The organism is Stappia sp. (genome assembly GCF_040110915.1).
Taxonomy (GTDB): domain Bacteria; phylum Pseudomonadota; class Alphaproteobacteria; order Rhizobiales; family Stappiaceae; genus Stappia.
The window spans coordinates 1675731-1688273 of the sequence record NZ_CP157793.1 but is presented as its reverse complement, the minus strand read 5'-3'; the positions used below and the strand labels follow the sequence as shown (position 1 = coordinate 1688273).

15 protein-coding genes are annotated in these 12543 nt (G+C 67.4%); 8 read left to right on the top strand and 7 right to left on the bottom strand.

Annotated elements, in window-relative coordinates:
* Positions 1-23: 23 nt before the first annotated feature.
* From ABL312_RS07380 to ABL312_RS07370, 3 genes are all read right to left on the bottom strand, one after another.
* Positions 24-380: a hypothetical protein gene (locus ABL312_RS07380; protein WP_349360742.1), complete on the bottom strand. Its 357-nt coding sequence runs from the start codon at positions 378-380 to the stop codon at positions 24-26.
* A 75-nt stretch (positions 381-455) separates the two neighbouring features.
* Complete coding sequence (locus tag ABL312_RS07375) at positions 456-785, bottom strand: hypothetical protein (protein WP_349360741.1); 330 nt, start codon at positions 783-785, stop codon at positions 456-458.
* Between the two features lie 347 nt (positions 786-1132).
* The gene (locus ABL312_RS07370) at positions 1133-1447 is read right to left on the bottom strand and encodes a hypothetical protein (protein ID WP_349360740.1); all 315 of its coding nucleotides are present in this window, start codon (positions 1445-1447) and stop codon (positions 1133-1135) included.
* Positions 1448-1616: 169 nt separating this feature from the next.
* On the opposite strand from ABL312_RS07370, the gene coaD reads away from it, so the two are divergent.
* The 6 genes from coaD to tgt all read left to right on the top strand — a co-directional run bounded on the left by coaD (position 1617) and on the right by tgt (position 5939).
* On the top strand, positions 1617-2123 hold the full coding sequence (gene coaD, locus ABL312_RS07365) for a pantetheine-phosphate adenylyltransferase (RefSeq protein ID WP_349360739.1): 507 nt from the start codon (positions 1617-1619) through the stop codon (positions 2121-2123).
* A 47-nt stretch (positions 2124-2170) separates the two neighbouring features.
* Positions 2171-2710: a peptidylprolyl isomerase gene (locus ABL312_RS07360; protein WP_349361360.1), complete on the top strand. Its 540-nt coding sequence runs from the start codon at positions 2171-2173 to the stop codon at positions 2708-2710.
* 93 nt (positions 2711-2803) lie between these two features.
* Positions 2804-3238 carry a peptidylprolyl isomerase gene (locus ABL312_RS07355; RefSeq protein WP_374730201.1) on the top strand — a complete coding sequence of 145 codons (435 nt, stop codon included), beginning with the start codon at positions 2804-2806 and terminating at the stop codon, positions 3236-3238.
* Complete coding sequence (locus tag ABL312_RS07350) at positions 3235-3663, top strand: VOC family protein (RefSeq protein WP_349360737.1); 429 nt, start codon at positions 3235-3237, stop codon at positions 3661-3663. The genes ABL312_RS07355 and ABL312_RS07350 overlap by 4 nt, the downstream gene beginning before the upstream one ends.
* 36 nt (positions 3664-3699) lie before the next feature.
* A complete protein-coding gene (gene queA / locus ABL312_RS07345) occupies positions 3700-4791 on the top strand; it encodes a tRNA preQ1(34) S-adenosylmethionine ribosyltransferase-isomerase QueA (RefSeq protein WP_349360736.1) in 1092 nt (363 codons plus the stop codon).
* Positions 4788-5939 carry a tRNA guanosine(34) transglycosylase Tgt gene (gene tgt, locus ABL312_RS07340; RefSeq protein WP_349360735.1) on the top strand — a complete coding sequence of 384 codons (1152 nt, stop codon included), beginning with the start codon at positions 4788-4790 and terminating at the stop codon, positions 5937-5939. Before queA ends, tgt begins: the two co-directional genes overlap by 4 nt.
* 19 nt (positions 5940-5958) lie before the next feature.
* Here the strand turns inward: tgt and ABL312_RS07335 are convergent, their stop codons facing one another.
* Positions 5959-6387: a DUF4864 domain-containing protein gene (locus ABL312_RS07335; protein ID WP_349360734.1), complete on the bottom strand. Its 429-nt coding sequence runs from the start codon at positions 6385-6387 to the stop codon at positions 5959-5961.
* 196 nt (positions 6388-6583) lie between these two features.
* Between ABL312_RS07335 and ABL312_RS07330 the strand changes: the two genes are divergently transcribed.
* Positions 6584-6895 carry a PilZ domain-containing protein gene (locus tag ABL312_RS07330; RefSeq protein WP_349360733.1) on the top strand — a complete coding sequence of 104 codons (312 nt, stop codon included), beginning with the start codon at positions 6584-6586 and terminating at the stop codon, positions 6893-6895.
* 76 nt (positions 6896-6971) lie between these two features.
* On the opposite strand, the gene ABL312_RS07325 is transcribed toward ABL312_RS07330, so the two are convergent.
* From ABL312_RS07325 to ABL312_RS07315, 3 genes are all read right to left on the bottom strand, one after another.
* Positions 6972-8222, bottom strand: coding sequence for a lytic murein transglycosylase (locus ABL312_RS07325; RefSeq protein WP_349360732.1), 1251 nt, complete (start codon positions 8220-8222; stop codon positions 6972-6974).
* 118 nt (positions 8223-8340) lie between these two features.
* A complete protein-coding gene (locus ABL312_RS07320; RefSeq protein WP_349360731.1) occupies positions 8341-10497 on the bottom strand; it encodes an EAL domain-containing protein in 2157 nt (718 codons plus the stop codon).
* Positions 10484-11041: a hypothetical protein gene (locus tag ABL312_RS07315; RefSeq protein WP_349360730.1), complete on the bottom strand. Its 558-nt coding sequence runs from the start codon at positions 11039-11041 to the stop codon at positions 10484-10486. The genes ABL312_RS07320 and ABL312_RS07315 overlap by 14 nt, the downstream gene beginning before the upstream one ends.
* A 286-nt stretch (positions 11042-11327) precedes the next feature.
* Here ABL312_RS07315 and ABL312_RS07310 point away from each other — a divergent pair, with 286 nt between their 5' ends.
* Positions 11328-12464 (top strand): fatty acid desaturase, encoded by a 1137-nt coding sequence (locus ABL312_RS07310; protein WP_349360729.1) that lies wholly within the window; start codon positions 11328-11330, stop codon positions 12462-12464.
* The last annotated feature ends 79 nt before the right edge of the window (positions 12465-12543 follow it).

The following is a 12543-nucleotide window of genomic DNA, read 5'->3' as shown; positions in this document are numbered from 1 at the left end:
CGTCACCGGACGGGGAGCGCCGGTCAGGAGCGGGTCGGGACGCGCTCCAGGATCGACACATTGTCGGCGGCCGGGCGGGTCTCGAAGGTCTCGAAGCGGACCTGACGCAGCGTGTCCTGACCGCTCAGCGCGGCGGCGCAGTCCGGCGACCAGTTGCCCCAGGTCTCGCCCTGGCAGGAGGCGGGCAGGGCGGAGCTCATGCGGTCGCTCTTCTGGGTGGTTGCCGGCGGTGTCGTGCCGTCGGCGGCCGCGACGCGGATCGTCTGGCCGATGGCCAGGATGGCGGCGAAGACGAGGGCGGCGGCCACGATGGCATAGATCGTCTCGCGGGCGGCCAGCCCGGGTTGGCGGCGATGGGCAAATTCCTTCTCGAACGTCATGTCCGTCACTCCCTGCTTTGCGTTCTTCGATGGCACCACCGTGCCGGATCCGCAGCAAGGAAACCGTGACGGGCATCACGATCCGGCGGCTTTGCCCTCCGTCTCGTCGCCGGCCGGGGCGGCGACCCGGGGCAGCGCGCGCGTTTCCGGGTGCGGCACCGCGCGGGACCCGAAGCAGGCCGGATCCTCTTCCCGGAAGATCACGCCGGTGCACCTGGCGCCGCCCGGACCGGCAAAGGTCTGGGCGGGCGCGGGCGGAGACACCTCGACCGTCGTGTGGCGCGCGTTTGCGGCACTTCCGTAGAAGGGGACGCCAAGGGCCAGAAGCCCGGCGAGCGCCAGCATGCCGGACACCCAGAGAGCGATCGGCAGCGACGTCTGATATTTTTCGTAAACCGTCATCATGGTGTCACATATGGCCCGTGACCGCGCAAACGCAAGGTGTGCACCCGATAAAAGCGGTGAACAGTGTGGTCACCTCACCGTGACCAGTATCCGGGAGGTGACCAGTATCCGGGAGGGAGAGGGCGGAACCGTTTGACGCAGGATGCGGTCGCGGCGTGCGGCAGGCGCCCGTGATGCCGTCGCTGCGCCGGGGCGACATGCGGGACAAAGCGGAGCGGCGCGACGGCCGGGGTGCGAAAACGTGTGGCGGCGGGGCGGGGGAGCCCGCCGCCACACGATCGAGAGGCCCGAGGTCAGGACATTCGGAGCGCTCTGGAAACCTGGGCACCCGTCACGCGGGTGCGGGATCACTCGGCGACAGGCCGGCGGATCAAGATGGTGCTTTGCCCCTGGGTCACGGCGACCGTTTCGAAGGTCGGGACGGCCGCGGGCGCTACGCTGCGCGCCAGATCGGCGCAGCCGGGCAGGCTGTCGCTGAGGGTGGTGTCGTCGCAGGCGACCTGCACCACGCGCGGGAGCCGGTCGCCCTTGGTGGCCGAAGCGGTTGCCGGGGCAAAGGGACCGATGGACTGCGACTGCACAATGAAGCCCGCGCCCGCCAGGGCAATGACGGCCGCCGCTGTGGCCAGCCCCCAGGGCTTGCGGTTCAGGACGCTACGCATGTTCGCCTCCTTATGTTTATGTGCAACAGTCTAGCACAAAGTCACCCTGCGTAAAAATAATTCTTTACTTGTTGCGTTTGCGCAACTTTCGATCCGCCACGGCAACGCCATGTCGTTGCCGCTGCATGGCGCGCTTGTCCTGTGCGACGGGCCCGGCTAGACAGAGCCCATGACACGCACCGCGCTTTATCCCGGCTCCTTCGACCCCGTTACCAACGGGCACATCGATATCCTGCGTCATGCGCTCGATCTGGCGGATCGGGTGGTGGTGGCGATCGGAATCCATCCCGGCAAGACGCCGCTCTTCGCCTTCGAGGAGCGCGTCGCGATGATCCGCTCCGTGGCCATCGACGCCTTTGGCGCGGCGGATGCCGGGCGGCTGGAGGTCATCGCCTTCGACAATCTGGTCGTGGAAGCGGCGCGCGACAACGGCGCGACCTTTCTGGTGCGCGGGCTGCGCGACGGCACGGATCTCGATTTCGAGATGCAGATGGCGGGCATGAACCGCTCGCTGGCGCCGCAGGTTCAGACGGTGTTCCTGCCGGCCTCGCCGGAGGTGCGCCACATCACCGCCACGCTGGTGCGCCAGATCGCGAAGATGGGCGGCGATGTCTCCCACTTCGTCCCGGCGCATGTCGTGGAGCGTCTGGCCGAGCGCCTCTCGCAGGCGCGTTGATCCGTTTCGCAGGCACGCTGCGTGCCGGCACCTGAGGAGGTTTCATGATGTCTCGCATTCTGGCGGTGGTGTCCGCCTTCGTCGTCGCGCTCGGCCTGACCGTGTCCGCCGGCGCGTCCGATCTCGATCCGGAGAACACGCTCTTTCTCGACCTGAAGGACGGGCGCGTCGTGATCCGCCTGCGACCGGACCTTGCGCCGAACCATGTCGAGCGCATCAAGACGCTGACGCGGCAGGGCTTCTACGACGGGATCGTGTTTCACCGCGTGATCGACGGCTTCATGGCCCAGACCGGCGATCCGACCGGCACCGGCCGGGGCGGCTCGGATCTGCCCGATCTCGGCGCGGAGTTTTCCAACGCCCCCTTCAAGCGCGGCACGCTCGGCATGGCCCGCGCGCAGTCCCCCGATAGCGCCAATTCGCAGTTCTTCATCATGTTCGCCGATGGCGACTGGCTGAACGGCCAGTACACGGTCTTCGGCGAGGTGGTCGAGGGCATGGAACATGTGGACGCGATCAAGCGCGGCGAGCCGGTCCAGAACCCGGACAAGATCCTCAAGCTTCAGGTCGCGGCCGACGCGTCCTGATCTCTCGACACCAGAACGTCACCCAACAGCTTTCGCGAACGAACAAGGAGACAGCACGTGGCCGATTACAAGGACCCGGAAAACACCCTCTTGATGGAAACGACGAAGGGCCCGGTGGTCATCGAAATGAAGCCGGACCTGGCGCCGACGCATGTCGCGCGCATCAAGGAGCTCGTGCGCGAGGGCTTCTACGACGGGATCGTGTTCCACCGCGTGATCGACGGCTTCATGGCCCAGACCGGCTGCCCCAAGGGCACCGGCACCGGCGGCTCGGGCAAGAAGCTCAAGGCCGAGTTCAACGATCACAAGCACACCCGCGGCACCTGCTCGATGGCGCGGGCCATGGACCCGAACTCCGGCGACAGCCAGTTCTTCATCTGCTTCGCCGACGCGCCCTGGCTCGACGGCCAGTACACCGCCTGGGGCGCGGTGATCGAGGGCATGGAGAATGTGGACCAGATCAAGCGCGGCGAGCCGGTCGCCGATCCGGACAAGATCGTGTCGGTGAAGGTGGCCGCGGACGCGTGAGCGGGCCGCAGACCGAAAGGCGCGATCCGCCGGCCGCCGCTCCGACCCTGAGGGTCGCGCGGCCGGCGAACGATCTGGCGGCGCTCGAGCGGTTCTATGTCGACGGCGCCGGATTGCGGCGTCTGACGTCCTTCGAGGATCACGCTGGGTTTTCCGGCGTGATCCTCGGGCATCCCGGGGCGTCCTGGCATCTGGAACTGGTCCGCGAGGCCGGAACGGTCGCGCCGCGCGCGCCAAGCCCGGAATGCCTGCTGGTGCTCTATCTGCCCGAGGCGCGGGACTGGGCGGTCGCGGTTGACCGCATGACGGCGCACGGGTATGAGCCGGTGCCCTCGCACAACCCGTATTGGGACGCCGCGGGGCGCACGTTCGAGGATCCCGATGGTTACCGGCTCGTCTTCCAGAACCGACCCTGGACATTGTGATCCGCAGTCCCCGGCAGTGATGGATCGCGACACCGCATGCGCGTTGACGACTTCGATTTCGACCTTCCCAACGAGTTGATCGCTCTGCGGCCCGCGCGTCCGCGCGACGCGGCGCGCCTGCTGGTCGTGCGCCCCGGCGCCAGCCCCGAGCTGGACGATCGCGGTGTTCTCGATCTTCCGCGTCTGCTGGAGCCGGGCGACGCGCTCGTCTTCAACGACACCAGGGTGATCCCGGCGCAACTTGAAGGCACGCGCACGCGCGGCGCGGCCACCGCGCGGATCGGCGCCACCTTGCACCTTCGCGCCGGGGCTGACCGGTGGTGGGCCTTCGTGCGCCCGGCCAAGAAGCTCGTGGTCGGCGACCGGGTCCGCTTCGGAGAGGGTGCGGCCGACACCGCCTGCCTGCTCGGCCATCTCGACGCCACGGTCGCGGAGAAACGCGACAGCGGCGAGGTGCTCCTGGTGTTCGATCTCGCGGGCCCGGATCTCGACGCGGCGATCGCCGGCGTCGGCCACATCCCGCTGCCGCCCTATATCGCGGCCAAGCGCGGCGAGGACGCACAGGACCGGGAAGACTACCAGACGATCTTCGCCGCGAAGGACGGCGCGGTGGCCGCGCCCACGGCCGGGCTGCATTTCACCCCGCGCCTGCTCGAGGCGCTGGACGCGCGGGGGATCGAGCGTCATCTGGTGACGCTGCATGTGGGCGCCGGCACCTTCCTGCCCGTGAAGGCGCAGGACACGCAAGACCACAAGATGCACGCCGAATGGGGCGAGGTGAGCGCCGAGACGGCGACCGCCCTTCAGGCGGTGCGCGCGCGGGGCAACAAGGTCGTGTCCGTCGGCACCACGTCGCTGCGCATTCTGGAAAGCGCCGCGCAGGGGGCGAAGGGCCTTGCACCGTTTCGCGGCGAGACCTCGATCTTCATCACGCCGGGCTACCGCTTCCGCGCCATCGACGCGCTGATGACCAATTTCCATCTGCCGCGCTCCACGCTCTTCATGCTGGTCAGCGCGCTGTCGGGGCTCGGGACCATGCGTCGGGCCTACGACCATGCGGTTTCGGAGAAGTACCGCTTCTATTCCTATGGCGATGCGTCGCTGCTGTTTCCCGAGAGCCCGTCATGAGCGATGCCAAGCCGTTTTCCTTTCGCCTGATCGCCACCGACGGCGCGGCCCGGCGCGGCGAGATCACGACGCCGCACGGGCAGGTGCGCACGCCGGCCTTCATGCCGGTGGGCACCCAGGCGACGGTGAAGGCCATGTATCCCGATCAGGTGCGCGCGCTCGGCGCCGATGTTGTGCTCGGCAACACCTATCACCTGATGCTGCGTCCCGGGGCGGAACGCGTCGCCCGGCTCGGCGGGTTGCACACCTTCATGAACTGGCCGCACACGATCCTGACCGATTCCGGCGGCTTTCAGGTCATGTCGCTGGCGCAATTGCGCAAGCTCACCGAGGACGGCGTGACCTTCCAGAGCCATGTCGACGGCAGCCGGCATTTCATGACGCCGGAGCGCTCGGTGGAAATCCAGCAACTGCTCGGCTCCGACATCCAGATGCAGCTCGACGAATGCATCGCGTTGCCCGCGCCGCGCGAGGATGTGGAGCGCGCCATGCAGCTCTCCCTTCGCTGGGCGGCGCGTTCGCGCCGCAAGTTCGAGGAAATGGGCGGCCCCGCACGCGGTCAGGCGCTCTACGGGATCGTGCAGGGCGGCGATGTGCCGGACCTGCGCGTGACGTCCGCGACCCGGCTCGCCGAGATGCCCTTCGAGGGCTATTCGGTCGGCGGGCTGGCGGTGGGCGAGCCGCAGGACGTCATGCTGAAGATGCTGGAAGAGACGACGCCCGCGATGCCGGTGGACAAGCCGCGCTATCTGATGGGGGTCGGCACGCCAGAGGACATTCTGGAAAGCGTCGCGCGCGGCATCGACCAGTTCGATTGCGTGCTGCCGACGCGGGCCGGGCGGCACGGGCTTGCCTACACACGGTTCGGCAAGGTCAATCTCAAGAACGCCCGCCATGCGGAGGATCCGCGTCCGCTCGACGAAACCTCGGACTGTCCGGCGGCGCGCGACTATTCGCGCGCCTATCTGCATCATCTGGTCAAGGCGGGCGAGGGGCTCGCCGCGATGCTGCTGACCTGGGCCAATCTCGCCTATTACCAGCAGCTCATGCAGGGCATGCGCGACGCCATCGAGGCGGGGCGCTTCGAGGACTTCCGGCAGGAAACCCGGGCCGCCTGGGCGAAGGGCGATCTCGCCCCGCTCGACTGACGCGCGGCGGCGTCCCGCGTCAGGCGGAGGCGCCCGGGCTCGCCGTCAGCACGCAGCCGGAGATTTTCCAGCTTCCGTCGGCTGCTTGCGTGAAGCTGTAGAGCGCCAGCCACTCGCGGCCCTTCGCATCCGTCACGAAGACCTCCTGCACCGGACCGCCGTCCGTCTGCCGCATCTGTCCGAAGGAGACCGAGGAGGGATTGTAGACCGGCTGATAGCCGCGCCGGACCATCGCCATGAACTGGTCGGGGTTCGGGAACATGCGCTTGATCACGGGGGCGGCGAAGCCATAGGCGGCGGCGCCGTCGCCGGCCCGGAAGGCCGCGATCTGCCCCTCGATGACGGATCTGAAGGTCGCGGTGTCCCCGGCAATGGCGGAAGACGGCAGCAGGGTCGCCAGCGTGAGCGCGCAGGCACTCACCAGCGACAGGATGGGTCGGCGAAACATCGGGTCCTCCCTCCGGGCTTACGTGCATCTCGCTTTTCCTTACGTCAGGACGCCGCAAACGGATGCCCGCGCGTTGACGTCGACGTCTTGCGTTCGAGGGGGCGGATTTACCCGTTGTTGAGGCGGGGCGATCTAGGATCGACCGGTCGCCGTAGGCAAACCGGCCCATCGCTCAAATCAATCAGGAGCCTACCCGATGATCAGAAAGCCGACGGTGCGGGGGGAAATCCGCTCGACGCCCCGCGTCGACTGCACGGTGCCGGGTGTGATCCACGACAACGGCGTGTCCATCGCCTGCGTGGTGGAGGATCTGAGCATCACCGGGTGCCGGGTGCGGCTCGGCAGCCACACGGCCTTGAGCGAGACCTTTCTCTTCGAGTTTCCCAAACGGGGGATCTCGGTGCCGGCCGAGCTCGTCTGGCTCAACGGCGACGAGGCCGGCTTGCGCTTCCTGCATGCTCAGGCCGCCGCCGCCGCGACAAAACCCAGGGAGCCGACGGACGCCTAAGCGCCGCAAGACAGCGCCGCGCTCTCCAGACATCCTTCCCGCCCCCGCGTCTCGGCGGGTGATCGCATGCCGGTTATCAGAGGCGGCGCAGCAGATCGGGCGTCGGCCATCCATCGGCCGGAAGCCCCAGACGCAGTTGCTCCGCGCGCACGGCGGCGCGCGTTCCCGCGCCCCAGATGCCGTCGATCTTGCCGACATCGTGCCCGCGCGCCTGCAGCCGCGCTTGCAGGTCCTTCATCTGTGCGTCCGACAGGGCGGGATCGGGATTGCCCGCGTCATACCGGCTGGCGCCGGCGAGCCGCGTCGCGAAATAGGCGGCGGATGTCGTGTAGATGAAGGACTGGTTCCACTCCAGATAGACACGGAAATTCGGATAGGCGAGGAAGGCGGGGCCCTTGCGTCCCTGCGGCAGAAGCAGGGCGGCCGGCAGGTTTGCGGCAAGCGCGCCCTCGCGCGGGCGTACACCAAGACGTTCCCACTCGCCGGCCGTCATGTCGAAGGACAGGCCGGTCTTCTCGAAGGGCAGCGACGCGGGCAGGCGCACCTCCTGCAGCCAGGGCTCGCCCGGCCGCCAGCCGAGATGCCGGATGAAGCGCGCCGCCGTCAGGATGGTGTCGGGCGCGCTGCCCTTGAGGTCGACGTGGCGGTCGCCGTCGCCGTCGACGCCGAAGCGGATGATGTCGTCGGGCAGCATCTGCACCTGGCCGATCTCGCCGGCCCAGGCGCCGGTGGTGCGCGCCGGATCGAGATCGCCGTGCTCGACCATCTCGATGGCCGCCAGCAGCTGCGGCCGGAAGAGATGCGGCCTTCGGCAGTCATGCGCCAGCGTGGCGAGCGCGTTCACCGTGTTGAAATCGCCCTGAACGGCGCCGTAATCCGTTTCCAGCCCCCAGAAGGCGGCGATCACGGGGCCGGGGACGCCGTGGTCGCGCTCGGCTTTCGCGAAGACATTGGCGTATTTGCGCAGGTTGCCCGCGCCGTGCTTCAGCCGATAACCGTTCACCGAGCGCTGCGAGAAGGTAAGGAAGGTCTGCTTGAAGACGCCTTGCGCCCGGTCGCGCGACAGGACTTTTCGGTCGATGCGTGCGGAGGCCAGCGTGCGCCGGATCGCGTCTTCGGAGCGCCCGAGGCCGCGGGCCTCCTGCGCCACGCCGTCGAGAAAGGCGCGGAAATCGCCGCCGCAGGGCGTGGCGGCGGCGCTGCCCGTCCAGCCGCCGCTCACGACGAGCGCAAGCAGCGTCGCAGCGGTCGGAAGCAGGCGTGGCGGGGTCGCGCGGGAGCGAGACAGGCGCGAGCGAGAGAGGCGGGAGCGGGACAGGAAAAGCATGGGCCGACCTCGTGCAGCGAATCGTCGCGATCATGATGCCGGATGGGCGGGGGGCCGAACAAGACGGGAAAAGCCGCAAGCTTGCCTCTTCGGCCGCCCATGCGGGCGAAGTCTGCGCTCAGCTCGCCTCCTCGTGGGCGGATGCCGCCGTCAGGTGATCGAGCATGGCGTCGAAGGGCAGGGCGGGACCGTAGCGGTAGCCCTGGCCGGTGCGGCAACCGCGCATTTGCAGGTAGCGTTCCTGCGCCTCCGTCTCGATCCCTTCCGCGATGACATCCGCGCCGAGCCCGGTGGCGATGGCCAGGAAGCCCTCGATGATGACCTCCGTGGACCGGTCCTGACCGATGGGGCCGATGAAGCTCTTGTCGATCTTGATTTCCTGAAAGGGAAATTTTCGAAAGTTGCGGATCGAGGCATGGCCCGCGCCGACGCGGTCGATGCAGATGCGCAGCCCGTGCCGGTGCAGCGTGTGCACATGCGTGCGGATGCGCTCCGAGGCGCGCGTCAGCAAGGTGTCCTCCGGGATCTCGATGGTGACCCGGCTGGCATGCCTGAGGTTGACCATCACGAGGTCGCACAGCGCGTCCACGTCGCGGTCGGAGGCCAGCACCGCCTCGTCGAGATCGAAGGACAGGTCGACGATCGGAAGATCCGTCGCGGCAAGACGGGCGGCGTCGGCGAAGATCTGTTGCGCCACCATGAGGCTGAACTGCGTCTTCAGGCCGTGGCGTTCGAGCAGCGGCATGAAGGCGCTCGGCAACAGCAGCCCGTCCTCGGGGTGCTGCCAGCGCGGCAGGGCCTCGTAGCCCGTCGGGCGGCCGGTCCAGAGATCGATCTTCGGCTGGTAGTGGAGCACGAATTCGCCCGTCTCCAGCGCGCGCTCGATCTGCGCGCGTTCGCGCTGGACGACCGTCGGCTGGTCCGTGCGGGCCCGGTGGATGCGGTAGGCGGTGTCGGGATCCTGCTTGGCGGCGTACATCGCCTGGTCCGCGGCGGCGAGAAAGGCGGACATGTCGCCTTCCACGTCCTGGCGGCGGACCAGTCCGATGCTCGCCCCCACGCTCAGGGTTCGCCCGTTGTGCGAGATGGGCGACTCGATGGCCGCGAGCAGGCGCTGCGCGAGCGTCTCGGCGTCCGGCGCCCCGTCGCTGGTATCCACCAGAATACCGAACTCATCGCCGCCGATGCGGGCGACGATATCGTTGCGGCGCACGAGCTTCTGGAGCCGTCGGGCGATGGTGCGCAGGGCCACGTCGCCGGCTTCGTGGCCGTGGGAATCGTTGATCGGCTTGAATCCGTCGAGATCGATCAGCAGATAGAGCAGGGCGTCGGCGTTCGGGCTGCCTTCCATCGCTTCCAGATAGCCGTCGAAGCCCTTGCGGTTGGCGATGCCCGTCAGCGCATCATGCGTTGCGTGATATTCCAGCTCCGCCCGGCGTTGCTCCTGGGCGTCCGCCAGTTCGCGATTGCGCAGCAGAAGCCGCTGCAACTCCTGAACCGATTGCGCGATGCGGCCGAATTCGTCGCGCCGCTCCACGAAGGGCACGGTTACCGAGAGGTCGCCCTGAAGCAGCAGCCGGATGACGCGCACGAGCCCGCGCACCGGACGGACCAGCCGGCGTGCGGTGGCGAAGCTGATGGCGATGGCGGCAATGCCGGCGAGCACCGAAATGAGAATGAACTCGAAGGCCATCCGGTCCGCAGCCGCAATGGTTCGCGCCGTGCGTTCGGAAAACTCGGCGGATGCGCGCGCGGCGATGTCCTGCGCGATCGCCTCGGCTTCGGCGTAGATGGCCTGGCTGCCTCTTGTGGCGACGGCTCCCAACGTGGGGTTGCGGCTGATGAGTTCCATCGCCTGATCGGCGGCCTTGCGGTAGAGATCGTAGGCCGCGCGCAGTTCGTCTACCCCGTCGAGCCCGCTGCCCGACAGTGCGGCGATTCCCTGATCCGCTTCCTTGAGATTGAGGCGGATCGAGCGAAGGGTGCGCTCCAGCTCCGCACCGCGCACATCGATCTGGCTCCAGATCGACAGCTTGTAGAGATCCGCCTCGACCCGGGCGAGGGAGTGCGGGATCTCGAAGGCGTTCTCCAGGATCGGCTCGATGCGTTGATAACCTTCGGCGATCATCTGACGCTGCAGACTGAGCGCCTGCCAGGCGAAAAACGAAAGCGCGGCGAGTGCGATCAGCACGACCAGCGGCGCGGCCATGACCTTGGCCAGGATCGGCCAGTTCGAGGTTCGGGACCCCGCTCTCCCGGCCCTATCGCTCTTCATCGACAAATCCGCCCGCGCACAGGATCCGCTCGCCGTCCGGCAACAGGAAACAGGTGTGAAGGCCCTGCGCGGAGCGGTTCGTTTCCGGATGCGGGAACACGAGACCGAACACCTCTTCACCCGTGCCATCCGCGGACGCGCGGGCAAGGCGCGCCCAGTGTCGTCCCTCGATGTCGGTGATGTTGCTGACGTCGATCCCGACCAGATCGGGATGGCCGACATCATACCAGCTGATGCCGCCGGTGGTGACGCCCCAGATGTGCAGGCCGTTGGCCTTCCGCTTCCAGGGCGCGGCCTCGAAGGCGTCCAGCGCCGGCACCAGGCCGGCGTGCTTTATATGCGCCTCGGCCAGATCCGCGAGCGCAAGCACATCCTCCCTCAACCGATCCAGATCGGCGCCGGCGGAGCGCGCGTTGATCTCCTCGATGCTCGGCGTGGAGGTCGACGTTTCGGGGCGCGGCGGGACAGACTCTGCACGTACTCCCAAACTGCCGGCGACGACAGCGAGCCCGGTTGCAGCCAGGAGGTGCAGGATATTTTTCATGCCGATCTCCAGTATATGTTATTATTATACATTCGAGTCGTAAAATATCATTTAAACGTCGAATTTGTTTTCACGATGTCAGAGAAATCAATTCACGTTTCTTTCAACGAAAAACGAAAGATATCCTTCTGGTAATTTCTACTACTCGTCTTTTTCACGAGGTCGTCGCCTGGACGTCTCGCGGCGGTGCCGAACGAAGGGGACGGCGCCATCGCGATCCGGTCGATATCGGATTTGACACACGCGCGCGGCTGTGGCTTGAAACGCGCAGTCAGCGGGGCGTCAAATGGACAAGATCGACAGGGTCGGCGAAACGGCGATACGGGACCGGATTGACGAGGGCGCGGAACGGACCGCGCCGCAGGCGAGCATCTCGCCGCAATCGCGGCGCCACCTGCAGATGCGCAAGGACGCGCTCGCCGCGCATCCCGACCTTCGCGCGCTCGCGGGGCCCGACCGGCGCACGGCGCTGGCCGTCCCGGTCCTGCTCGCGGCCCATTGGGGGATGGCCTGGGCGGTCTCCGACGGCGGGCTTCTGGTCGTGTTCCTCGCCGCCTTCTTCGTCGGGCAATTCCTGATCCACGCCACCGGGGCGCTGGTGCATGAAACCGCGCACCGGCTGATCTTTCGCGGCGAAAAGGCGAAGCTCGCCTTCGACCTGGGGCTCGAGACGATCCTCGGCTCCTTCGGCAAGCAGCTGACCTACCAGCACGAACACCTGTCGAGCCACCATCCCTTCGTCGGCGACTACGAGCGCGACTACGAGCATGAGGACCTGTGCGCCTTCAAGGCGCGCGAGATGCTGGTGCACGATCGGCCGCGCCTGCAGCGCGTGCTCACCGTCGCGACGCTCTTCGTGCATCTGCTGCCCTTCGGCTTCATCATCAGCGACGAGATCTTCCCGCGGCTTTACGAGAAGCTGACCGGTCGCGTCGCCAGGGACCGGCGGCGCGACATCGGCGCAAGCTCGGCGCCCGTCTGGCAGAAGCGCCTCTTCATCGGCTGGTCGGTGGCCGTGAACCTGCTGCTTCTCGTGCTGTTCGGCCCCTGGGGCTGGCTTTATCACAATTGGGCGCTGTCGCTGTTTCTCGGCAAGTTCGGCATCTCCAATCTGGGGCAGTCGCTGAGCGAACACGCCGGTGACGACGTCGAGACGCCGACGCGCTCGACCTACGGCTGGATCAACCGGTTCCTGTTCAACACCGGCTATCACAACGAGCATCACACCTTCCCGAATGTCGCCTGGACGCGCCTGCCGGCGCTGACGAAAGGCGCGCCGGAGGTCTTCACCGCGCGCGCCGACAAGTCCTATCTCGGATACTGGTGGGAGCATGTGCGCGGCGACTTCAAGACCTCGCGGCGCAATCCGCTGCAGGGCCAGGACCAGTCCGAGCGCTGTCCGCGGGTCACGCCGGCCGAGTGACGGCGACGAAAGTCGGGGCTCGCATCTGTCGCAGAATCTGCACACACCCTGGTGTAGATCTGCAGGAAGTCCGGCGCGT